Annotated in this window: 17 protein-coding genes; 7 read left to right on the top strand and 10 right to left on the bottom strand. The window is 59.9% G+C overall.

What is annotated here, in order from left to right:
• Positions 1-92: 92 nt before the first annotated feature.
• From clpA to cckA, 3 genes are all read right to left on the bottom strand, one after another.
• Positions 93-2609, bottom strand: coding sequence for an ATP-dependent Clp protease ATP-binding subunit ClpA (clpA, locus tag HWX89_RS01740; RefSeq protein WP_138795490.1), 2517 nt, complete (start codon positions 2607-2609; stop codon positions 93-95).
• Between the two features lie 10 nt (positions 2610-2619).
• A complete protein-coding gene (gene clpS, locus HWX89_RS01735; protein WP_138795491.1) occupies positions 2620-2973 on the bottom strand; it encodes an ATP-dependent Clp protease adapter ClpS in 354 nt (117 codons plus the stop codon).
• Positions 2974-3272: 299 nt separating this feature from the next.
• Positions 3273-5861 carry a cell cycle histidine kinase CckA gene (gene cckA / locus HWX89_RS01730; RefSeq protein WP_138795795.1) on the bottom strand — a complete coding sequence of 863 codons (2589 nt, stop codon included), beginning with the start codon at positions 5859-5861 and terminating at the stop codon, positions 3273-3275.
• A 339-nt stretch (positions 5862-6200) separates the two neighbouring features.
• Between cckA and HWX89_RS01725 the strand changes: the two genes are divergently transcribed.
• Positions 6201-7511 carry a flagellar biosynthetic protein FliO gene (locus HWX89_RS01725; RefSeq protein ID WP_138795492.1) on the top strand — a complete coding sequence of 437 codons (1311 nt, stop codon included), beginning with the start codon at positions 6201-6203 and terminating at the stop codon, positions 7509-7511.
• Positions 7512-7625: 114 nt separating this feature from the next.
• Here HWX89_RS01725 and dksA read toward each other — a convergent pair whose 3' ends face one another.
• Positions 7626-8045: an RNA polymerase-binding protein DksA gene (gene dksA / locus HWX89_RS01720; RefSeq protein ID WP_138795493.1), complete on the bottom strand. Its 420-nt coding sequence runs from the start codon at positions 8043-8045 to the stop codon at positions 7626-7628.
• 266 nt (positions 8046-8311) lie between these two features.
• Here dksA and HWX89_RS01715 point away from each other — a divergent pair, with 266 nt between their 5' ends.
• The 4 genes from HWX89_RS01715 to HWX89_RS01700 all read left to right on the top strand — a co-directional run bounded on the left by HWX89_RS01715 (position 8312) and on the right by HWX89_RS01700 (position 12209).
• Positions 8312-8827, top strand: coding sequence for a SixA phosphatase family protein (locus HWX89_RS01715; protein WP_138795494.1), 516 nt, complete (start codon positions 8312-8314; stop codon positions 8825-8827).
• A gap of 135 nt (positions 8828-8962) precedes the next feature.
• Positions 8963-10441, top strand: a complete 1479-nt coding sequence (locus tag HWX89_RS01710; RefSeq protein ID WP_138795495.1) for a YcjX family GTP-binding protein — start codon at positions 8963-8965, stop codon at positions 10439-10441.
• Complete coding sequence (locus tag HWX89_RS01705; RefSeq protein ID WP_138795496.1) at positions 10438-11517, top strand: YcjF family protein; 1080 nt, start codon at positions 10438-10440, stop codon at positions 11515-11517. The genes HWX89_RS01710 and HWX89_RS01705 overlap by 4 nt, the downstream gene beginning before the upstream one ends.
• Positions 11518-11648: 131 nt before the next feature.
• Positions 11649-12209, top strand: a complete 561-nt coding sequence (locus HWX89_RS01700; RefSeq protein ID WP_138795497.1) for a hypothetical protein — start codon at positions 11649-11651, stop codon at positions 12207-12209.
• A 25-nt stretch (positions 12210-12234) separates the two neighbouring features.
• On the opposite strand, the gene folK is transcribed toward HWX89_RS01700, so the two are convergent.
• From folK to folP, 3 genes are read right to left on the bottom strand one after another with little or no spacing between them, the layout of a single operon-like run.
• Positions 12235-12759 (bottom strand): 2-amino-4-hydroxy-6-hydroxymethyldihydropteridine diphosphokinase, encoded by a 525-nt coding sequence (folK, locus tag HWX89_RS01695; RefSeq protein WP_286086195.1) that lies wholly within the window; start codon positions 12757-12759, stop codon positions 12235-12237.
• Positions 12752-13117, bottom strand: a complete 366-nt coding sequence (gene folB, locus HWX89_RS01690) for a dihydroneopterin aldolase (protein ID WP_138795499.1) — start codon at positions 13115-13117, stop codon at positions 12752-12754. The genes folK and folB overlap by 8 nt, the downstream gene beginning before the upstream one ends.
• Before the next feature lie 15 nt (positions 13118-13132).
• Positions 13133-13984, bottom strand: a complete 852-nt coding sequence (gene folP / locus HWX89_RS01685) for a dihydropteroate synthase (protein WP_502707566.1) — start codon at positions 13982-13984, stop codon at positions 13133-13135.
• A 104-nt stretch (positions 13985-14088) separates the two neighbouring features.
• Between folP and HWX89_RS01680 the strand changes: the two genes are divergently transcribed.
• Positions 14089-14715, top strand: a complete 627-nt coding sequence (locus tag HWX89_RS01680) for a DUF922 domain-containing Zn-dependent protease (RefSeq protein ID WP_138795500.1) — start codon at positions 14089-14091, stop codon at positions 14713-14715.
• Between the two features lie 353 nt (positions 14716-15068).
• Here the strand turns inward: HWX89_RS01680 and HWX89_RS01675 are convergent, their stop codons facing one another.
• Together HWX89_RS01675 and HWX89_RS01670 are read right to left on the bottom strand one after the other, a co-directional pair.
• Positions 15069-15389 (bottom strand): 2Fe-2S iron-sulfur cluster-binding protein, encoded by a 321-nt coding sequence (locus HWX89_RS01675; RefSeq protein WP_138795501.1) that lies wholly within the window; start codon positions 15387-15389, stop codon positions 15069-15071.
• Between the two features lie 139 nt (positions 15390-15528).
• The gene (locus tag HWX89_RS01670) at positions 15529-15897 is read right to left on the bottom strand and encodes an Hpt domain-containing protein (protein WP_138795502.1); all 369 of its coding nucleotides are present in this window, start codon (positions 15895-15897) and stop codon (positions 15529-15531) included.
• 484 nt (positions 15898-16381) lie between these two features.
• On the opposite strand from HWX89_RS01670, the gene HWX89_RS01665 reads away from it, so the two are divergent.
• A complete protein-coding gene (locus HWX89_RS01665) occupies positions 16382-23269 on the top strand; it encodes an apolipoprotein A-IV repeat region-like domain-containing protein (protein ID WP_178340592.1) in 6888 nt (2295 codons plus the stop codon).
• A 100-nt stretch (positions 23270-23369) separates the two neighbouring features.
• Here HWX89_RS01665 and HWX89_RS01660 read toward each other — a convergent pair whose 3' ends face one another.
• Positions 23370-24284, bottom strand: a complete 915-nt coding sequence (locus HWX89_RS01660; RefSeq protein ID WP_138795503.1) for a PhzF family phenazine biosynthesis protein — start codon at positions 24282-24284, stop codon at positions 23370-23372.
• Position 24285 lies beyond the last annotated feature (1 nt).

Below are 24285 nucleotides of genomic sequence, written 5' to 3'. Positions count from 1 at the left end.
CAACGCCCAGACTTATGTCAGGCAGCAGCTTCGCAGAAACGAAAATGCCGGGCATTGAGCCCGGCATCGTCTTGTCGATCAAGCGATCAATATCACTTCTTTTTCGGAACCTTCGCAACCGCGTTCGCCTTGCGGCGCGGACTTTGAGTGTCTTCCGACTTGTCCGCATCGAGCGTCAGCACATCGGCCTGTTCGGCCTTGGCCGCCTTGGAGGCAGACTTGGACTTGCCCTTCGCCGTTTTGGCCGGCGACTTGGCAGCCTTCAGTTCCGCTTCCGGCTTTGGCTTGACGGGTGCCGTTTCCGGCAACACCTCGAGGATCAAGCCATCGGTTCCGTCTTCCTTCTTGCCAACGGTGACGCTGACGACACCGCCCTTCTTCAGCTTGCCGAAGAGGATTTCGTTGGCGAGCGGCTTCTTGATGTTTTCCTGGATCACGCGGGACAATGGACGGGCGCCCATCTTCTCGTCGTAACCCTTTTCCGCCAGCCAGGACACGGCATCTTCGTGCAGGTCGAACGTAACGTTCCGTTCGGAAAGCTGCGTTTCGAGCTGCATGACGAACTTCTGCACGACCTTGTGGATGACAGCGGTCGGCAGCGGCGAGAACGGAATGATCGCATCCAGACGGTTGCGGAATTCCGGTGTGAACAGGCGGTTGATCGCCTCCTCATCCTCACCCGTGCGGCGAGACGAACCGAAGCCAATGGCCGACTTCTGCATTTCGGACGCGCCCGCATTGGTCGTCATGATCAGGATGACGTTGCGGAAGTCGATCTTCTTGCCGTTATGGTCGGTCAGCGAGCCGTGATCCATGACCTGCAACAGAATGTTGTAGATATCCGGATGCGCCTTCTCGATTTCGTCGAGCAGAACAACGGAGTGCGGATGCTGATCGACGCCATCGGTCAACAGACCGCCCTGGTCGAAGCCGACGTAACCGGGAGGTGCACCGAGCAGGCGCGAAACCGTGTGCCGCTCCATGTATTCCGACATGTCGAAGCGCAGCATTTCCACGCCAAGCGACGAGGCAAGCTGCTTGGCGACTTCCGTCTTGCCGACACCGGTGGGACCGGAGAAGACGTAGGAGCCAATTGGCTTGTTCGGTTCGCGAAGACCGGCGCGCGCCAGCTTGATGGCTGTCGACAGCGCCTCGATGGCGGTGTCCTGACCATAAACGACCGAACGCAGTTCCTGCTCGAGATTGGCAAGCACCATCTCGTCGTCCTTGGAAACCGTTTTCGGCGGGATGCGGGCCATGGTGGCGATCGTCGCTTCGATTTCCCGTTCGGTAATCAGCTTGCGACGCTTGGAAGCCGGAAGCAGCATCTGTGCGGCACCGGTTTCATCGATCACGTCGATGGCCTTGTCTGGCAGCTTGCGGTCGGAGATATACCGTGCCGAAAGCTCGACTGCCGCCTTGATCGCCTCATTGGAATATCTGAGGTGATGGTAGTCCTCGAAATAGGGCTTCAGGCCCTTCATGATCTCGATGGCATCATCGATGGACGGCTCGTTGACGTCGATCTTCTGGAAACGACGCACCAGCGCGCGGTCCTTTTCGAAGAACTGGCGATATTCCTTGTAGGTGGTCGAACCGATGCAACGGATCGCACCCGACGACAGCGCCGGCTTCAGCAGGTTCGAAGCATCCATGGCCCCACCGGACGTGGCGCCTGCACCGATAACGGTGTGAATTTCGTCGATGAACAGAACCGCACCCGGAAACTCTTCGAGTTCCTTGACGACCTGCTTCAGACGTTCTTCGAAATCACCGCGATAGCGGGTGCCAGCCAGAAGCGTGCCCATGTCGAGCGAGAAGATCGTGTCGTTCTTCAGCGCTTCGGGAACCTTGCCTTCAACGATACGCTTGGCCAGACCTTCGGCAATTGCCGTTTTACCGACGCCGGGATCACCCACGTAAAGCGGGTTGTTCTTGGAACGGCGGCACAGGATCTGGATGGTGCGGTTGACCTCTTCATGGCGACCGATCAGCGGATCGATCTTGCCGTTGCGGGCCTTTTCATTGAGGTTGACGCAGTAAGCCTTGAGGGCATCCTGCTGCTTCTTGGAAGAAGGACCTTCTTCTTCCTGATTGTTGTTGCGGGTGGCCTTGTTTTCGCCTTCGGTTTCCTCGGTGCCGCGCGGGGTGCGCGTCTGCGACGTGCCCGGGCGTTTGCCGATACCGTGCGAAATGTAGTTGACCGCGTCGTAACGGGTCATTTCCTGCTCCTGCAGGAAGTAGGCAGCGTGGCTTTCGCGCTCGGCGAAGATGGCGACGAGCACGTTGGCGCCGGTCACTTCCTCACGGCCGGAAGACTGGACATGAATGACCGCCCGCTGAATGACCCGCTGGAAGCCGGAAGTCGGCTTGGAGTCTTCATCGTAACCGGTCACCAGATTGGCAAGCTCATTATCGACGTAGTCGCTGACGGTCTTGCGCAGCGCATCGAGATTTACATTGCAAGCGGCCATAACGGCGGCTGCGTCCGCATCATCGATCAGCGCCAGAAGAAGATGTTCAAGCGTCGCATATTCGTGGTGACGCTCATTTGCAAAGGTCAGTGCCTGGTGCAGCGCCTTCTCGAGACTTGGGGAAAAAGTTGGCACGTTGCGATCCTCATTTCTTTTCCATGACGCACTGCAGCGGATGCTGGTGCTGTCGGGCGAAATCCATGACCTGGCTTACTTTCGTCTCTGCGACCTCATATGTAAACACTCCGCATTCCCCCACCCCATGCTGATGGACATGCAGCATGATGCGGGTTGCTGCTTCGCGATCCTTCTGGAAAAAACGCTCCAGAATGTGAATGACGAATTCCATTGGAGTATAGTCGTCATTCAGCAAAAGAACACGGTACAGATTTGGTCTTTTCGTCTTAGGTTTAACGCGGGTGATAACGGACGTTCCACGGTTGGAACCGTCGCCCTCCCCTTCGCCTTCGCCCTGCATATAGATCGGCTTAGCGATCATCTTTCATCATTCTCCAAACTGTTCTCAAACCGTCGGCTCATGCCAGGAGGGAGAACTTCGCCTCTCCATATCTAGGTCGTTCATCGGTGATTTTAAGCCCCTTGCGAAACACTGCAATCACTATTGCGTTTGCGAAGAGGCAAACTTCAGGAAATTTGCAGATGACGGCGAAGGGCTGCCGCATTCGTACGCCGTCGCACCTGCCCGCTCATGCGGCGCACCTGAAAAATGCCCGCGAAAACGAAAAAGGGGCCGACTGAGCGGCCCCATCGTCAAGCATTGCCACCAGGAGATTCGCATCAGTCCTTGTTGTCGAGCATTTCCCGCACCGCAACGGCGAGTTGCTTCAACGAGAAGGGCTTCGGCAGGAATCCGAACTTGGCGTCGGCCGGCAGGTTCTTGGCAAAGGCATCTTCCGCGTAACCCGAAACGAAGATGAATTTCAGATCGGGGTGAGACTTGCGCAATTCGCGCAGCAGCGACGGGCCATCCATTTCCGGCATCACCACGTCGGAGACGACGATGTCCACCTTGCCGCCCAGCTCCTCCATCACATCAAGCGCTTCGGTGCCCGAACCTGCCTCATGGACAGTATAACCACGCGTTTCCAGCATGCGCTTTCCACCGCGCCGCACCGCTTCCTCGTCTTCAACGAGAAGAACGACTGCAGACTTGCCAGTCAGATCGAGAGGCTCTTCCTTGGCCGCTTCCACCGCTGCAACAGGTGCGACCACGGCCTCGGATGCCAGTGCGCCCGGCTGAACCGCTTCGACGACATGGCGCGGCAGCAGGATGCGGAACGCAGTTCCCTTGCCCACTTCCGATTCCGGATAGATGTAACCGCCGGACTGCTTGACGATGCCGTAGACCATCGACAGGCCGAGGCCGGTGCCCTTGCCCACTTCCTTGGTCGTGAAGAACGGCTCGAAAATCTTGTCCATGATTTCGGGCGGAATGCCGGTACCATTATCGGCGACTTCAACCATGACCATGTCTTCTGCCGGAATATCCGGACGCGCGAGTGCGGCCGCTTCCTGCGCCTCGACGTTGCGGGTTCGAATGGTGATCTTGCCGCCATTCGGCATCGCGTCACGCGCGTTGACGCAGAGGTTGATAAGCACCTGCTCAAACTGCGACAGGTCGGTCTTCACCGGCCAGAGATCACGACCGTAATCGACTTCCAGCTTGACGTTGGTACCCGAGATCAATCGATCGACCAGCATGCGCAGATCGCCGATCACATCGGTGAGATTGAGAACCGCCGGACGCATGGTCTGCTTGCGCGAGAAGGCCAGGAGCTGGCGCACCAGAACCGCGGCGCGGTTGGCGTTGCGCTTGATTTCCATCAGGTCGGCAAAGCTCGGATCGGCCGGACGCGCCTGCAGCAGCAGGTGGTCTGACGACAGCAGGATCGCCGTCAGAACGTTGTTGAAGTCGTGCGCAATACCGCCTGCCAGCGTGCCGACCGCATTCATTTTCTGCGTCTGTGCCATCTGTGTCTCGAGCGCCTTCTGCTCAGTCACTTCGATGGCGTAGACGATGGCAATTTCTTCCGGCGCTTCATCGTCCTGGTCGATCACCGCATTGACGTAGAAACGGAAATGGCGCCCCTCGTCGGTCGGATGGCGGGAATCGAACGGCGCGATATCGCCCTGGCGATCCCTCGCCTCGGCCAGCGCATCCTTGAGGCGTGTCTTCTCGGTATCATTGATGACCGTTTCGAACGCGATGCCGCGATCGATGTCGTCACGGCCGACAACGCCCGAGAACATCTTGAGGAATGGCGCATTGATCCGAAGAATGCGGCCTTCACCGTCCAGCGAGGCAATCGCCATCGGCGTGTTGTTGAAGAAACGCGTGAAGCGCATCGCCGAAGACGATTCGGCGTCTTCATGACCCTTCGGACGCATCAGAACGATGGTTCGGCTTTCACCCGGCGCACCATCCTGAGCTGTCACCTGATGCACGAGACGGGCCGGCATGCTCTGGCCGTTGACGCGGCGCATGTCGAGATCGAGGATTTCAGTGCGCTTGGCGTTGTTCTGTGGCTGGACCGATTCGATCAGAGCCATGCCTTCGCCCGCGACGATATCCGAAACGGTCATGGAGCCCGGTGAGAACTGCGCAAGATCGATGCCCAGCCATTCCGACAGCGTGGCATTCAGATAGACGATTTCGCCCTTGCGGCCAGCGGAGAAGAAACCGGCCGGCGCATGGTCGAGATAATCGATGGCGTTCTGCAGTTCACGGAAGAACCGTTCCTGGTCTTCGCGCTCGGGGGTGATATCGGCGATCTGGAAGACATGCAGGTCTTCGTCACCGGCATCCTTGAGGACGCGGCCCTTCAGGCGATACCAGTGCGGTCCGCCATTGGTGGCGTTTTCGCTCAACGGCTTCAGTAGGCGGAACTCCTCGTAACCGTCGCGCCCTTCCCGCAGAAGATTGATCAGGCGGTAAAGCGCCTCGGTCGATTCCCGGCTGCGCGACAGCAGGGTTTCCAGGCTCTGAATGTCGCTCGCCTTGGTCGTGCCGGTCATGCGGCAATAGGTGGCGTTGGCATAGACCATCCGGCCCTTGGCATCGGTAATCAGCGTTCCATCCGGATGAGCGGAGAGGAAACGGCGGGCCAGACCATCGGAGCGCGACTGCGGCATGACCTCGATAAAGCCGATGATCGACGAGACGAGGAAGAATATCCCCATCATGGCCAGCACGCCGAGAATGCCGAGCACGATCTCGTTTTCCAGCGAATCCTTGAAATAGACGAAGGCGGCGGCGGCGGCGACCAGCACCAGCGCAAGCAACAGGATGCGCAGAACCGTGCCGGACCGGGCACGCCTGTCCACCAAAGGAAGGTCGTTGTCGCTTGGCTGGCGCACCCGTGTCATTTTTGGCCTCGCAATCGTGCAGGTCGTCGTCATCAGAAAGGCCCGGTTCCTTTACGGAATCGGGCAGAAAGACTGTCTTGTAGCAACTCGCTCAAACATCAAAAAGCTCTGCTGCGACACAAAGACTTAAAAACGCACAGCCAAAGCGCCTCGGAGCAAAGAATTTCGCGATTTTTACCGGATGGAACCGGATAAAGCTTCAAGGCTTTTTGCAAATGTGGGGACATGGGCGGATAAAACTTGTAACGAACCCAAAAAAATCGTCTTTTCCTGCTAACGCACGGTAAAACAAAGAAACACGGCATTTTTTGCCCGAGAAAATCTAAAGGGAAGATCTCCATGATGGACGATTTTATCGGCACCTATGGAAACAATCTGATCGTCGCCGTCGTCGGCGTCGGTGTTGCATTGCTTCTTCTGGCAATCGCGCTGTGGATCATTCGTAGACGCAGCGGTTCGGCGCCGTTCATTCGCGGCGGTCGAAACCGCCAGCCGCGCCTGCAGGTGCTTGATGCGACCGCGGTCGATGCGCGTCGCAGGCTGGTGCTGGTGCGCCGTGACAATGTCGAGCATCTGGTCATGATTGGCGGACCGACGGACATCGTCATCGAAAGCGGTATCGGAGCGATCCCGATCGTCAAGGAAGTGCGCGAGCCCGAAGAACTGCCGCTGAAATCGCTGCCTCGCCAGGAAAACGAGACGAAAGCGCAGGAGAATGCGATCCAGCAGGAACGCCGCGAAGCTCTGCCGCAGCAGTCTTCGGTACCATCCCCGGCACCCTCCATTGCTGCTGCACCGATTCTCCAGACCGAAGAACCGGCCAAACGCCCATTGAGGGCAGAGCCTGCAGCACCTGTTGCCCGCGCGCCCGCCGCGGCAACGCCGCAGCCGCCACGCCCGGCGCCTGTTCCGCGCGATGTACCGCCTGCTCCGCGTCCTGCGCCACCGCTTGTCGCGCGCGAGATTCCGCGCCCTGCTCCGCAGCAAGCCCCGCAACCGGCTCCTGCCGCAACCTCTGCGGCTGCGCCAGCACCCGTTTCGTCTCCGGTCTCATCGGCACCGGTAACGGCCGCTGCCCGGCCTGCACCGGAAGTGGCGACACCTGTTCGCCCGCCCGTCGCCGTTCAGGCCGCCGCCGCCCTGCCGCTCGCAGCCGCGGTGATCGATACGCCTGCGCAGAGCGCTGAGCCGAAGCAGGTGGATGCACCTGTCGTTTCGATCGCGCCGCAGCCAGTGGTCACGGTCGAGACGGAAGCGCCACACCCAGCCGCACTGTTTACAGCGCGTGAAGCGGTTATCGACCAGTCCAGCGCTGCCGATTTTCTCGATGCGGCGCGCGAGCGCGTGCTTCCGACACTGACGCAGTCGGCCCCCTCGGTGGACAGGCCGGACGCCGTCGTCGTTGCCTCCGATGCCGAGCCGAAGTTTTCCGACGACCTTGCCAGCGACTTCGAGAGCTTTCTCGAGGCGGAAATTGCCAAGGGCCAGGATGCGGCAGCAACCGCGTCCAATGACGCCACTCCAGCACCGAAAGCACCTGTAAAGGCCGAGATCGTCGAGCCGCCGATGACGGGTGCCACGCCTGACAAGGACATGCAGAAGGAAATGGCGCGTATCTTCGGTGAGCTTTCCGTCACCCGTGATCGCTGAGGCATGCCGAAACGCATTGCTGCCTGCAGCATGAAGGAAACAAAAAGGGCGCGGACCGAAATCCGCGCCCTCTTTTCTGTGATGTCTGGTTGGCCTTAACCGGAGGCCCGCGACTTACTCATCGCGGTAGACCTTCTCACGACGCTCGTGACGCTCCTGCGCCTCGATCGACAGAGTTGCGATCGGTCGCGCATCCAGACGTTTCAGTCCGATGGGCTCGCCGGTTTCTTCGCAATATCCGTAAGTGCCGTCGTCAATGCGCTGGAGCGCGGCATCGATCTTGGAAATCAGCTTGCGCTGACGGTCACGGGCACGAAGTTCGATTGCCCGGTCTGTTTCGGAAGACGCCCTGTCCGCAAGATCCGGATGATTGGCGCTTTCCTCCGCGAGATGGCCTAGCGTCTCGCGCGCTTCTCTCAGGATGTCGTTCTTCCATGCAATCAGCTTCGCTCGAAAGTACGCCCGCTGATTGACGTTCATGAACTCATCGGATTCCGAGAGTACATAGCTGCTAAGATCGATCTTCTCACTCAACGCGATTCTCCTCGAAGAACATCTCAATGTGGCGGTGTATACTCCAATGATATAGATCGATTCAAGTCTACAGATCAGTTTTCAGGCATTTTTAAAACTGACACAAAAATCATCTAAATGACTAATTTTTATCCTTTATTGCGTTTCGCCCAGATCTCTTCTTCACGCACATTTACGCGACTTGCTGAAAGGTGAAGGGACTTGCGGGCTGACAACTCTATCTTGTAGCATGGCAGTCGCTCCTTTCTGGTTTCGAATGCTGGTCCATGCTTCAGATCGATTCTCCGCCGTACCGCATCTATCTTCTGCGCCACGCAAAGGCCGCCTGGGCGGCTCCGGGCGAACGCGACTTCGACCGCAGATTGAATGAATCCGGTTTTGCCGAAGCGGAAATCGTCGCCGATATTGCCGCCGACAAGGGCTATGATCCGGACATCCTGCTATCTTCCACGGCAGAGCGTTGCCGGCAGACGACAGAGGCTTGGCAAAGAGCTTTCAACGAAGAGATCAGCATCTCCTTTGTCGACGAGATGTATGAGGCGCAGGTCGATATTTACCTCGCCCTGATAGCCGCCCAGAAAGAGGCGAAATCGGTGATGCTGGTCGGCCATAATCCAACGATGGAGGCCACGCTTGAAGCGCTGATCGGCGAGGATCTTCTGCACGCCGCTCTGCCTTCCGGCTTTCCGACAGCCGGTCTTGCGGTCCTGGATTTCATTGAGGACGCTTATAACGGAAAAGGCCGCTGGCGGCTTGTCGACTTCGTTTCGCCAGGAAAGTAGCGGCGGCGCCTTTACGGCGAGCCAAGCGGCCGGGGCATGGAAATGACGTGAAAATCCGTTATTCCGCTTCTTTTTTGGGCACGAAAATTTCCTATATTGTTGGCGTAACTATCGAAACCAGACGGGAAACCGCCATTGCCGCCTTCATTTACGTCCCTGACTGACAGCGCGCTCGTCGCTTTGGACAATCTGGCCGACCGTGCAAGCACCCTCACCCACCCGACCTTGAGGCTTGGTGTGACCGGTCTTTCAAGAGCCGGCAAGACGGTGTTCATCTCTTCACTGGTCCATAATCTGCTGAATGGCGGCCGCCTGCCGCTGTTCGAAGCGATGCGGTCCGGCCGCGTTTCCAATGCGCGGCTGGAGCCGCAGCCCGACGACGCCATTCCGCGCTTTCAGTATGAAGATCACATTCAGGCGCTGGTGCGCGACCGGCTGTGGCCCGACTCGACCCGCGCGATCTCCGAACTGCGCATTACGCTCGATTACCAGAGCGCAAGCGGCTGGGGCCGCTGGTTTTCTCCCGGCAAACTTTCCATCGACATCGTCGATTATCCCGGTGAATGGCTGCTGGACCTGCCGTTGCTTTCGCAGGACTACAAAAGTTTCAGCGACAGTACAGTGGCGCTGGCCAAGACCGGGGTGCGTGCCGAACTGGCGCGTGAATGGCTGGCGATCGCCTCTTCGCTCGATCTCAACGCACCGGCCGACGAAATGACGGCGCGGCGGCTTGCGGAAAGCTTTTCGGCCTATCTCAAGGCCTGCAAGTCCGACGAACGCTCGCTTTCCACCCTGCCACCCGGCCGCTTCCTGATGCCCGGCGATCTGGAGGGATCACCGGCACTTACCTTTGCACCGCTGCCGGGCCTGACAGATGAAAAGGCTGCGAAGGGTTCGCTGCGCGCCATGATGGAGCGGCGTTACGACGCCTATAAATCGATTGTCGTCAAACCGTTCTTCCGCGAGCACTTTGCCCGGCTCGACCGGCAGATCGTGCTGATCGACACGCTGCAGGCCGTCAATCGCGGTCCCGAGGCGGTGCAGGATCTGGAACGGGCGCTCGGCGACGTGCTGGCCTGCTTCCGGCCCGGCACCAACAGCCTGTTGTCGTCCCTGCTGGGCAGGCGCATCGACAAGGTGCTGATTGCCGCCACCAAGGCCGACCACCTGCACCACGAAAGCCACGACCGGCTGGAGCGACTGACGCGCCGCCTTGTGGACCGAGCGATCACCACCATCGGCATGAGCGGCGCCGGCATCGAGGTGATGGCGCTTGCCTCGGTGCGCGCCACCAAGGAAGCGAGTGTGCGCCAGGACGGCCATAATCTGCCCGTGATCGTCGGCACGCCAATTGCCGGAGAAACGATCAACGGCGAAACCTTCGACGGCAATCGCAAGACGGCCATTTTCCCCGGCGACCTGCCCGATGATCCCGAACCGCTGTTTCGCAGCATCGATGTGGAGGGTGACAAGGCAACGCTGCCGGATGTCAACGTGGTGCGGTTTCGCCCACCCGCAGTCGACGAACCCGGTAGCGGCGGCCTCCGGCTTTCCGTACCGCATATCCGGCTCGACCGCGCCATGCAGTTCCTTTTCGGAGACAAGCTCGCATGAAGCTTCCTACCCCCAGCGATCAAAAGACACGTCGCCCCGCGGCCTTCACGCTTGAACCTGAAAGCACGGAAAAGCCAACCGCCACGCAGAAGCGCGCACCGCAGAGCTTTGCCAGCGAAGTGACGATGACGCCGGACGAAGACGACCCATTCGTGATCCCGGATGACGTCGATGCCACCGCCTTGCCCGTCGCCACACCGAAAAAGACGCGCTTTTCCTTCGGAAAACTCGCACTCGGCGCGCTCGGCGTGCTGTTCTCGCTCGCCTTCGGTCTTTGGGCGGACCAGCTTGTCCGCGACCTCTTCACCCGCTCCGACTGGCTGGGTTATACGGCAAGCGCCGCGCTGATCCTTGCCGTTTTTGCCGTTCTGGTTCTCGTCGGACGGGAGGTCTTCGGCATCATGCGGCTGAATGCCGTGCAGGCGCTGAAGGCCGATGCCGAAGCGGCGAGCCTGGAGCGCAGCCCGACTGCGGCCCGTGCCATTGTCGCGCGGCTCAATGCCGTGCTGTCGCATCGCGCCGAAACGGCCAAGGGACGTGCAGCGCTGAAGGAAACAGACAATGACGTGATCGACGGCCCGCATCTGATCGATCTTGCCGAGCGCGAACTGCTCATTCCGCTCGACCGGCAGGCGCGTGCGTTGATCCTCAATGCATCGAAACGGGTCTCGGTGGTAACGGCCGTCAGCCCGCGTGCCATCGTCGATCTGTCCTATGTGCTGTTCGAGGTGACGCGTCTGGTGCGCGCCATGGCCGAACTTTACGGCGGCCGTCCCGGCACGCTTGGCATGTTGCGGCTGTTGCGCGACGTTGTCGCCCATCTTGCCGTAACGGGCTCGATTGCCGTTGGTGACGGGCTTGCCCAGCAGGTGCTGGGCCACGGCCTTGCTTCCAAGCTTTCGGCCCGTCTTGGCGAGGGTGTGATCAACGGCCTTATGACGGCACGAATCGGCATTGCCGCGATGGATCTTTGCCGCCCCCTGCCGTTCAGGGCCGTCAAACGTCCTGGCATCGGTGATTTCGTGTCCGATCTGACCCCTGACCTAACTGGCGGAAAAACCCGCGAAAACGCCTGATTTCAGGGGCATCTACCGGTTCAAAAGGTTACGGAGTTTGCGCTGTTTCGAGGCCAAATAAACCGTTCATTAACCATTCCGCCAGTAGATTGCCCCTTATCGAACAAGGCTTCTTCGCCGGGGAAAGTATCATGTATTCGCGCTTCTTTTCGCTTTTGGGCGGACTTGCCGCCGCTATGTCCTTCAGCGGTGGCCTGGGAATTTCCGACGTTCAGGCCGCCTCGCGCGACCGTGACGACGTGTTCTTCCGTTCCGTTGCCGGAAGCTGGAAGGGACCGGGCGAAATTGTCGCCGGCAAGTACAAGGGCACGAAATTCACCTGCGACCTGACCGGCGAACCGCTGGAAGACAAGCAGACTGGCATCAAGCTTGGCGGCACTTGCCGCGTGGGCGTGTTCAGCCAGCCGATGTCCGCCGTTATCGCCCAGAAGGGTAGCAGCTACGAGGGCAAGTTCCTTGATGGCGCCGAAGGCAAGGGCCTGGACATCATTTCGGGACAGGTCAGCGGCGACAAGGTGGTTGTCGGCATCAACCGCGCAAAGCTCAATGGCGCCATGGTTGCCCGCGTTTCCAGCGACAACTCCATGAACATCACGATTTCGGTCAAGGTTGCCGACCAGATGGTTCCGGTTATCGGCCTGACGCTGGCACGCGATGTGGATCAGATGGCTGTCGGGTCGATCAAGCCGTAAGCGAAAACCAGGCTTTATCCGATTTTCAAAGCGGGAGTGTCCACCACTCCCGCTTTTCGTTTGCCTTGACGATACCGGCCGTATCGACAGCCTCCAGCCAATCGCTCACCCTGCGGCCCTTGACCAACAGGTCGGGGGCGATATCGGCAAGCGGCATCAGGACGAAAGCGCGCTCGGTCATGCGCGGATGCGGCACCTCGATGGTTTCCGCAACGTAAGGTGCATTACCATAGGTCAGCACGTCGATATCGATGGTGCGCGGACCCCAGCGCTCGATCCTGACCCGCTTCATGCTTTTTTCGATGTCGAGGCAGGTCTGCAGCAGCGCCTCCGGCGACAAGGACGTCTCGATCCTGGCGCAGCAATTGAAAAAATCCGCCTGATCGGTCTTGCCCCATGGTGGCGTGCGATAGAGCGCGGAAACCACCAGCAGCCGGCAATCGTCGCGCGCATCGAGATCGTGCAGCGCCTGCGCCATCGCAGCCTTGGGATCACCGATATTGCCGCCAAGCCCGAGCGTGGCGACTGTCATCTGCCTTGCCTCAGGCATGATGCTCGACACTCACTTGCGCGTAATCGAGAATTCCCGGAACCGGCGCCGACGGCTTGCGCACCGTGATGCGTACCCAGACGATCTGCGGATAACGTTCGCGCAGCGCCTTGGCGATATCGTTTGCCAGTGCCTCGATCAGGTAACGGCGCTGTCCGACGACGCTTTTTTCGATGACCGAGAAAGCAACGCCGTAATCGACAGTGTTTTCAATCGAGTCGGTTTCCAGTGCATCACCGGCCTCGACCTCCATCTCGGCATCGACGAAGAAGCGCTGACCCAGCACCTCCTCCTGCTCCAGCAGACCATGACGGGCAAAGAACGAACAGTTTTTCAGTACGATGGTGTAGCGGCTCATGTGTCAGCCTTCCCTTCAAGCCTTCGATACGCGGGCGAACACCGCATCGGCAATCGCCAGCGTGTCGCGTGTCATGGCAACATTGTGGACGCGGAAGACAGAAGCTCCCGCCATTCTGAGGATCGCCGTTGTCGCCGCCGTACCAATATCGCGATCGGTGGCGACGTCCCTGCCCGTCAACGACCCGACGAAACGCTTGCGCGACGTTCCGGCCAGGATCGGCAGGCCGAACGGATCGAGTTCACCAAACCGCGCCATCAGTTCCACGTTTTCATCCGTGTCCTTGGCAAAACCGAAACCGGGATCGAGAACGATGGCGCCGCGGGCGACACCTGCCTTTGAGGCGATCTCAAGCGAAATGCCGAGGAACGCAAACTGATCCTCGATGACGTCATCGAGCCTTTGCCGTTCGCGACCGGTGTGCATGATGCAGACACCTGCGCCAGTCGCGGCCACAACAGCGGCCATGTCAGCGTCCTTCTGCAGACCGAAGACATCGTTGACGATGTGGGCACCTGCCTCAATGGCCCGCTTTGCCGTCGAGGCGCGGTATGTATCGACCGAGATCAGAACGTCGCTTTCGCGCACCAGTTTTTCGATCACCGGCAAGATCCGGTCCTGCTCTTCGCTCTCCGTGACATCAGCCGCACCGGGACGTGTCGATTCTCCGCCGATATCGATGATATCAGCGCCTTCTTCCACACATTTGATGGCGTGAGACAACGCCTGATCGGCGGCAAGATAGCGGCCGCCATCGGAAAACGAGTCGGGTGTGGCATTGACGATGGCCATAATACGGCCACGTCCATCAAGTTTCAGGGAGCGGCCATGGGCCGCTTGCCACACATTGCTGCTGGCTGTTATCACGTAACACGAGCCTTTCAGGAATAACGGAGTGTTATGCAAAGTCTTATAAGTTCCGCTCCGCCTATGCAGCAAACGATTTTCGAATTCAACCGGAAGGCCGGGTAATGACCAGACCAACACGCGCCCTTTGCGCCATTCTTGCCGGCGCATTGGCCGTTTCTTTGCCGACAGCGGCATTTCCGGAAACGGTTCTGCGCAAAAGCTATTCCTATTTCTCGATTGGCGGCAAAACGGCTGGTGATCTGGACAAGGAGCTTTCAGCGCGTGGCCCACTGACGAAAGCGACAGGCGCGCGTCATCCGGGTGCGACGGAAATCAAGTTCGGCGGCGACGTGACCTATGTCGAACGAAACGGACTTTGCAGCGTGGGTACGGCCAAGGTGTTGCTGAACACGCGCATCCTGCTGCCGCAATGGAAGAACCGCCGCCGTACAACGGCTGAGCTTGCCTTCATCTGGGACACCCTGCTTGCCGACATCAAACGGCATGAGGAACGGCACGCGGAAATCGCTCGAACCTATGCCCGTTCGCTCGAACGCCAGTTGAAGGCGATGCGGCCGCAGTCATCCTGCGACAAGCTGCAGGAAATGGCCGGAAAGATCACCCAGACCGTCATGGAAGAGCATGACAAGGACCAGTACCGGTTCGATGTGGTGGAATCGAAGAACTTCGATGCGCGCATGACGCGGCTTCTGAAGCATCGCCTGGAGCAAGGCCAGAACCGCCGGTAACGGAAGCCGGCGAACAACACGCCATCAACACATAAAAATCAGAGATTTAACGTCGCATTCTGGCGCCTGCGCCATAGGCGACGTTACGTTACGTCATGCCCGATTTTACCGGTAACTTCTCACCGTGGCGCGCGCAAATAGACTCATTGTAGCCTGCTTCCAGAATACGAAATTCAGGAAGAAGCCGAACAAAACCATCGGCATAAGACATCCGACAGCAGTTCTCCCGGTGCGCGCTTGAGGGCTCGCAGGTGTTTCCTCCCTCGCCTGCATGCTGCGTACCCACCTTGCCCCGCTCTCCTCCCAAATCAGGCGAGCGGGGTTCTTTGTGCGCAAAGCGGAATAATCAGATATCAGCCCTGGCGCTCAGGCACATGAACGACGAGACCATCGAGCTCGTCGTTCATCTTGATCTGACAGGAAAGACGCGACGTCGGACGCACATCGAACGCGAAGTCGAGCATGTCCTCTTCCATCGGCTCCGGGCCGCCGACGCGTTCGGTCCACGCATCATCGACATAGACATGACAGGTCGCACAGGCACAGGCACCGCCACATTCGGCATCGATACCGGGAATGGAGTTGCGCACGGCATTCTCCATGACGGTGGAACCGTTGCTTACATCAAGTTCATGGGACGTGCCGTCGAAGGCGACGATGGTCAGTTTGGTCATGTCGGAGATCCAGGTCGTGTTCTGTGACTGAGGTGTGTTCTAAGAATTGTTCTAAACACATAGAAAGGCCGGCTCCGCTTGGCAACCCGCAGAAGCGGTACCAAGCCCGGCCGGCCTGACAAAATCGACCAATCCTGGCTTAGCGGCAGAGCTTGAGAACGAAATTTTCCGCTTCGACGATGGCTGCCACGAGCTTTGCCATGGCGGCGCCATCGCCTGCATTGTCTTCGAGCTTAGCAGCGGCGGCGGAAACGGCGAATGCGCCAACCGCATCGGCGGCACCCTTCAACCGGTGTGCGATGGCCTTGACGGCGGTCGCATCAGCGCCATTCAGCTCGTGCAATGCCGAGCGGGCGCTGCGGCTGAAAAGCTGCAGGACTTCAATTTCCAGTTCCTTGTCACCCATCGTCTGACGGGCAAGATGAACAAAATCGATCGGCTTTGTGCTGGCGGAAGCCGCGCCACCGGAATTATCCGGAGCTTCGAAAGCAATACTGACCGCTGCCATGTCTCAATTCCTTGTTTCTGTCTCGCCGTTTCTTGTTTTGCGTCACATCTGTGCCGGATTTACGCATGTATGGCGGTGCTATCGGCTTAAATTACGGCGCGGCATTGGTGAAAATCTTTCGCTATGGTTAATTTATGCTAAACTTATATGAAACAAGGCATTCGGCGCGGGACCGAGGTTTAAATACTGTTAAAAAGCCGACACTTCGCCCTCTCTGCAAATCCGCATTAATTGTTTCGAAGACGCAAATGTGTCACTACGGTACTGCCGTTCCGACCAGGCTTTCGCTCAAGCTTTGTTATTACGGCACAGTGATGTAATTTCGCCCGAAAGCTGGGTCACCAGCATCCGGGAATGTGTAATGAGCGGAATCGATTCCCTTTCTCAGGGGCTTTTCCGCTGGCAGATGGCGGCAATTCGTTTGCGGGCGGCAAACGGGTTCTACGGCATGAAGCCGGGCGTATGTGTAACGAGGCGTAACCGCATGGCGAACAACAAGATTAGCGACTCCGTCGACGAGACTGCATTTCAGGCGTTGGAAGACGCCCTGCAACTCGGCGCCTTTGAAGACACGCCGGAGCAGCGAAAATCTACAACGCCGAAGCAGCCGGAGGCCAGATTGAAGGAAGCCAGCAGACAGCAGCGTTCCGCACCCGAACCGGCGCGCGCTGCGGCCGAACAGGCGCCAAAATCCCCCAATCTGGAAGCGGCCAATGACGGCTCCAAACGCAGCCCGGCGATGATTTTGAAATCGCTGGAAGGCGGCTCGATTGGTGGTGCGCTGCGCAACGCGGCGATCATGTCGGTCATCTGGGCGATCGGCGGCCTCGGCATCGCGCATCTGTTCTACGGCAACGCGCTGTGGAACATCGCATCGATTGCCGATCTCGCTGCTATCCCCGGCCTGATGGCGATCATTGTCGGCATCATCGTTCCGGTCATGCTGTTCTTCGCCTTCGCCATCATGATGGCGCGCGCCCGTGACCTTCGCAATGCCGCACGCTCCATGGCGGAAGTCGCCCTGCGTCTGGCAGAGCCGGAAACCGTTGCCTCCGACCGCATCATGTCGGTCGGTCAGGCGGTTCGCCGCGAAGTTTCGGCCATGAATGACGGCATCGAGCGCACCATTGCCCGTGCCACCGAACTCGAAACCCTCGTCCACTCCGAAGTCAACGCACTTGAGCGCAGCTACGCCGACAACGAATTGCGCGTTCGCAGCCTCGTGCAGGAACTGACGGCGGAACGCGACGCCATCGTCAATCACGCCGAACGTATCCGCTCGTCCATCGTTGGCGCGCAGGAGCAGATCAAGGAAGAACTGTCGATCGTCGGCGAAGAGCTGTCGATGCGCCTTGCCACCACCGGCGAGGCTTTCGCTTCGATGATCGACACGCGCTCGGCGGCACTCCTCGAAAAATCGCGCGCTTCGACAGAAGCGATGGGCAGCCTGATTGCCGCTAAGACGGAAAACCTACTGCAGGCTCTGAATACCTCCGGCTCGGCGCTTTCCAACGAATTCGACATGCGCCTGCACAATCTTTCCTCGACGCTCGACGAGCGCGGTGAAATGTTGCTGGAGCGCTTTGCAATCCACGCTTCCACCCTCGATAGCGGTGCCGAAAGCCTGAACAGCGCGCTTGAAGAGCGCACCCGTCAGCTCAACGACACCCTGTCGACGCGCACGCTGGAACTGAACCGCAATATCGACCGCGGCCAGCAGATCATTGGCGGCTCGCTCGACACCGTTCTCGACAAGCTCAGCGCGACGCTGGAAGAAAAGGGTCTGTCCTTCCGTCAGAACCTGCAGAGCACGGCCGACGACGCGATCATGGATCTCGACCTGCGTTCGGGTCTGTTCGAAGAACGCCTGCAGGCGACCGTCGGCCTGGTCAACTCCGCCTTCGACGAGCGTGTTGCCGAATTTGCAAGTGCCTTCGATCAGCGTGCCGGCAGCCTCGACAGCAAGCTGATGGAGAGCCTGGCTCGCATCAACGAAACCGTTGCAGGCGGCTCGGAAGCCTTCGACACCATGCTGAACGGCAGCATCGAGCGCCTTGGCTCGACAATGACCGATCAGTCGCTGGCACTGGCGACGGCACTTGGAACCGGCCAGGAAATGCTCGAAAGCGCGCTTGACGATCGCACCCGCGCGTTTAGCGATGCTCTTGGTCGTCGCACCGCCGAAATCACCGGCGCATTTGCCGATACGCATGAAAAGATCGACAGCGTGCTTGCAGAGCGCAGCAATGCCCTGTTCGGCGCGCTTTCTGCCAGCCAGAACCGCTTCGATGAGGCGCTTGCCAGCCGTTCGCAGGCCATCACCAGCTCCGTCTCCGGTACGGCCGAACATCTGGCCGCGCTGCTCGACGAGAGAGCTGCAGCAATCAACAACGTGGTTGCCGACGTTGAACGTCGCCTGACGGAAACGCTCGAAACCCGCGCAGCAGCCATCACCGGCGCTGTTACCGGCATCGAAGACCGCATCGCCGACACCCTGGAAAGCCGCACGGCAGCCCTCAACGAAGTTGTTTCGGGCGCGGAAAACCGTATCGCCGATACGCTCGATGGTCGCACCGCGGCGCTCTCCAGCGCGATCTCCGGCGTCGAAGAGCGCATTGCAGACACGATGGACAGCCGTACGCTGTCGCTCGACATGACCTTTGCCAATGTCGAAGAACGTCTGTCGGAAACCCTCGATAACCGCACCTCTGCGCTGGCAGGTATCGTTGAAGGCGCCGAAGGCAAGATTGCCGACGCGCTCGATAGCCGCACGGCTGCCCTCACCTCGGTCGTCTCGGGCGCTGAAGAACGCATCGCCGATGTGCTCGACAGCCGCACCATGGCCATCGACATGGCTTTCTCGGGTGCCGAAGAAAAGATTACCGAAGCACTCGACAGCCGCACGGCAGCCCTCACCTCGGTCGTTTCGGGCGCTGAAGAACGCATCGCCGATGTGCTCGACAGCCGTTCCATGGCTATCGACATTGCTTTCTCGGGTGCCGAGGAGAAGATTACCGAAGCACTCGACAGCCGCACGGCATCGCTGCAGACCATCGTTTCGGGCGCGGAAGAGCGTATCACCGATGTGCTCGACAGCCGTTCCATGGCCCTCGACATGGCCTTCTCCGGTGCTGAGGAAAAGATCACCGAAGCACTCGACAGCCGCACGGCATCGCTCCGGAACATCGTATCGGGTGCGGAAGAGCGCATTACCGATGTGCTCGACAGCCGCGCAATGGCGCTCGACATGACCTTCTCGGGTGTCGAAGACAAGATCGCCAATGTCATTGAAGGCCGTACCGCTGCTCTCAACGACGTCGTCTCCGGTGTCGAAGACCGTATCGCATCGGCACTCGACAGCCGCACCGCAGCCCTCAGCGGCGTTGTCTCGAATGCCGAAGAGCGCATCGCCGAAACGCTCGACAGCCGCACCATGGCCCTCGACATGACCTTCTCGGGCGTCGAGGAAAAGATTGCCGACGTCATCGAAGGCCGCACCGCCGCCCTCAACAACGTCGTTTCCGGCGTTGAAGATCGGATCGCATCGGCACTCGACAGCCGCACCGCAGCACTCAGCGGTATTGTTTCGAATGCCGAAGAGCGTATCGCCGATGTGCTGGACAGCCGCTCCATGGCGCTCGATATGACCTTCTCGGGCGTCGAGGAAAAGATTGCCGACGTCATCGAAGGCCGCACCGCCGCCCTCAACAACGTCGTTTCCGGTGTCGAAGACCGTATTGCATCGGCACTCGACAGCCGCACGGCAGCACTCAGCGGCATCGTCTCGAATGCCGAAGAGCGTATCGCCGATGTGCTCGACAGCCGCTCCATGGCACTCGACATGGCAATTTCGGGTGCGGAAGAGCGCATCGCCGAAACTCTCGATGCCAAGTCCGCTTCGCTTTCGCTGGCGGCTTCCGGTGTCGGCCAGCGCCTGGAGGCAACCGCCTTCACGCTTGAGAATGCCCTCGCCGGCGGTCACGAACGTCTTGAAACCATGCTGGGTTCGCAGGCCGAGCGCATTGCCGGCACGCTGGAACGCAACAGCGGCCTGATCGAAGACAGCGTTGCCGGTGCAGCCCACCGCATCGAAACCGCTGTTGAAGGTGGCAGCAGCCGCTTCTCGCAGACCGTTGAAGAAGGCGTTTCGCGCCTGGAGACGAGCCTGTCGCAGTCGCAGGCCGATATCGCCACCACCCTCGACCAGCGCCATGCCGATATTGCCGCGACGCTGAATTCCGCGTCGACGCAGATGAGCGACCTGCTCTCCGAACAGGCCATGATGATCGGCACGACGGTCGCTTCCAGCGCCAGCATGCTCGAACTCTCGCTCGAAACGCAGCAGGACAATCTGCAGAAAGCCATCGACGGAAGCGCTGCAAGCCTCGAAGAACGCCTTCGCAACGGTGCCGGTGCCATTGCCGGCAAGATCAGCGACGCCGCACGTGAAATCGGCGGTGCGACGGACCAGCTTTCCACCCGCATCGAAACCTCGCTCGGCAACATCACCAACCGTCTGGACGAGACCGGCACACGCATCGAGGTCAGCCTCGACACGCTGCAGGAGCGCGTTCACGGTGACCTCGGCAATGTCAACACTGCCATCGACGATGCGAGCCGTCGTTTCGCCGAAACGCTTGATGACAAGACTGCAGCCTTTGCCCGCAGCAGCGAAGACGCGGCACAGCGCATCACCGGCCTGCTCGACGAGCAGTCGGCACGCGTTGCCGATACCTTCGAAAGCCGCACCAGCCGTCTGGCGGAAACCTTCGACAGCGGTTCGGCCAAGATCGATGAACGCCTTGGTACCATGGACCGGGCGCTGACGATCGGTCTCGAAAACGTCAACCGTACCATCGAAGGCAAGGCTACCGATCTGGCACTCAGCCTGCGCGGCGCCGTTATCTCCGCCACCGAAAGCATTGGCGAAGAAGCCACACGCTCCACCGCACTGCTAGCCAAGACCGGTTCCGACTATGTCGAGCAGGTTCAGGCGCAGAACGAAGCCTTCACCAAGGCCATCGAAGAGCGCTCCGGCGAGATCGTCAACCGCATCTCGGATGCGCAGACCCGCCTTTCGGGCCAGGCTGCCGCCGTTGCCCAGACCTTCTCGGAAGCCGGCAACATCATCGTCAACAAGGTAGCCGAGGCGGAAGCTGTCGTACGCTCGCAGGTTGGCGTGATTTCCGAAACCCTGACCAATGTGGAATCGGCTCTCGATGCACGCGGCGAATCCATCCGCTCCGCACTCGACAACCGCACCCGCGAACTCAACTCGATGCTGGCCAGCCGGTCTGCCGAACTGTCGCGCCTTATTGAAGAAAAGGCCAAGCCGGTTGTGGACGAATACGCCACCATCGGTCGCGAAGCCGCCGAAAAGATCGTCTCCGCCGCACAGCAGAGCGCCGATCTTCTGACGCAGAGCAACAGCGGCATGGTCGGCATGGTCGAACAAGCCATCAGCGACTACGCCACTGCCGGTAACGAAGCAGCCAGCAAGCTCGTCGCAGCAACGCGTCAGAGCACCGACATGCTGTCCGAAACCCACACCGCCATGGCCGACGCCGTGGAACAGGGTATCGACAAGTATGGCCGTGTCGGCAGCGATGCCGCCAACAAGCTGGTTGCCGCCACCCGCCAGAGCACGGACATGCTGTCTCAGACGCACAACGGCATGGCGGAAATCGTCGAGCAGTCGGCAGCGAAGTTCAACTCCGCCGTCGAACGCGCCGCTCAGGAATTCAGCGCCGCAGATCAGGCTCTGAATTCGACCGCGACGCATTTCTCGGAAGCTGCTTCCCAGGCCGCCGATATGGTGTCCAGCTCCAGCCGTCTGCTGGAAGGAAAGATCGACCGTCTGTCGAACATTTCCGGTCAGACGCTGGCACAGGTCGCCGGTATCGTTGGACGTTTCGAAGAACACTCCAAGGTTCTGAGCCAGGCATCCGAACTGCTGAACGCGGCACAGTCGAGCCTCGTCGGTACGCTGGAAGAACGTCAGGATGCCCTGCGCAGCCTCTCGGTCGGCCTGCTCAAGCGCTCGGAAGAAATCGAAAACTCCATGCGCGGTGTTGTCAGCGTGGTGGAAGACACCCTCACCGCCGCCGAAGAACGCTCGCAGAATGTTGCAGGCAACCTGCGTGACAATCTGCAGTCCTCGTTCTCCGATATCGGCCGTTCACTGGACGAAACCGAACAGCGGGCCCGTTCGGCTGCACAGACCATGCGGGGCGCCCTGCTCTCCGCCGGTCAGGATGCCACCCGCTCGATCGAGAGCACGCTGGCCGATGCGCAGAAATACTCCGACGAGCTGGTCAACCGCCTGCGCGGTGGCGTGGAATCGTCGCTCTCGGAAGTCGACACCCTGCTGGGCAGCGCCTCCGAAAAGTCGAATGCCGCAGCCGCCAATATGCGTGATACGCTGCGTCAGGCCGTGGAAGAGGCCGTTGCTCGCTTTGCCGGTGCCACGGACGAAATCCGCCGCTCCAGCCACGATATCCGCCGCGAACTCGACTCGACCCGCGCCGAACTGAAGCGTGGTGCCTTCGACCTGCCAGAAGAGGCCAAGGAAAGCGCCGCCGCCATGCGTCGCGCCGTCTCCGAACAGATCAAGGCGCTGCAGGACATTTCGCAGCTCGTCGGTCGCTCGACGCAGCAGATGGAAGTTTCCGAACCTGTTGCCCGTGCGATTGCGGCAACTCAGCCTGTCGAACGTCGCGTTGAAGCGCGTCAGCAGCCTGCGGCCCCTGCGCCAGCACCGGCCCCGGTTGCTCCAGCACCTGCACCCGTTCAGCAGCGTGTCGCACAGCAGCCAGCCGCACCGGCGCCTGCCCTGCGTGGCAACCTGCCGATCGAAAACCGCCAGCCCGTTGCGCCTGCACCGGCAGGACGTCGTGAAGAAGGTGGTGGCTGGATCAGCGATCTGCTGCGTGGCGCATCGCGTGACGGTCAGGAAGCGCCTGCCGCAGCCGCACCGCGCGCTGCTGCAGAACAGCCGACCCGCGCTGCTGACACCCGCAACCCGCGTCATATGGTGGAATCGCTGAACTCGCTTTCGGTCGATATCGCCCGCGCCATCGATCACGATGCCTCGGTCGAACTGTGGCGCCGTTACCAGCGCGGCGAGCGCGACGTATTTACGCGTCGTCTCTACACGCTGAAGGGCCAGCAGACGTTTGACGAGATCAAGCGCAAGTATGATCGCGAGCAGGAATTCCGCACCGCGGTTGACCGTTACATCGCCGATTTCGAGAAGCTGCTGGCCGACGTGGCCCGCACGGATCGCGACCGCACCGTAACGCAGTCCTACCTCACATCGGATACCGGCAAGGTCTATACGATGCTTGCCCATGCGGCGGGTCGGTTCAACTGATCCGACGCTACGCTGGACAAATAAAAACCCCGGTCGAAAGACCGGGGTTTTCTTTTGGCGCTACAAATGGGTCTGGCGTGTGCTGCCCGGCCCTTCCGCGTCAGAGTTCGAACACACCCGATGCCACGCGGACAGCATTGCCGCCGATGCGGGCGCGGGCGACTTCGCCGTCCTTGATGTCCATACGCAGATGGATGTGCGACGGGCGACCCATTTCCACACCCTGCTCTATCAGCAGCGGATACTGGCCGTCGGACAGGCCATCGAAATAATGAATGGCGCCGGACATTGCCGCCACGGCAGAGCCCGTTGCCGGATCTTCGGGAATGCCCATTTCCGGCGAGAACATGCGGGCATGAAACTTTGCGGCGTGGTTGATGCCACCGCGACAATAGATGAACGCCGCAGCGAGGCGTCCTTCGACCAGCGGGGCCGTTCTCAGCCACAGGCTGGCGTCAAACTCCATTTCCTGTACGGCAGCCAGATTGTGCAGCGGTACCAGCAGGAAGGCCACGCCAGCGGTCCAAACCGATGGCACGTGGTTTTCGAAGCCGATATGACCTTCACTGACGCCGAGCGCGTCGGCAAGCCTGGTGTTGTCGAGCGGCAGGTCGACGCGCGAGGATTTGCGCGGCAGGTCGAATTCGGCGAAACTTGCCGCACCCTCACGGATTTTCACCGCGCAGCGGACCGGTCCGACCTTTTCCTCCAGCACGCTGACCATGTCGAGATCACCGCCGCCCGCATGCTGGCGCTCGGCAATTGCCACCGCCGATCCGACTGTCGGATGCCCGGCAAAGGGCAACTCGCCAAACGGCGTGAAGATGCGCAGCGATGCGGCATGGGCGGGATTGGACGACGGATTGACGAATACCGTTTCGGACAGGTTCATTTCCCTGGCAATGGCCTGCATGGTCGCATCGTCGAGACTTTCGCCGCCATACATGACAGCCAGAGGATTTCCGGCCATCTTTGTTTCGGTAAAGACATCATAGATTGAGTAGTTCAGAACCACG

Origin of the sequence: Rhizobium sp. RM, assembly GCF_013390595.1 — a bacterium.
Classification (GTDB): domain Bacteria; phylum Pseudomonadota; class Alphaproteobacteria; order Rhizobiales; family Rhizobiaceae; genus Agrobacterium.
Note: the sequence above shows the minus strand (reverse complement) of the source record. Positions and strands in the feature narration are given on the sequence as shown.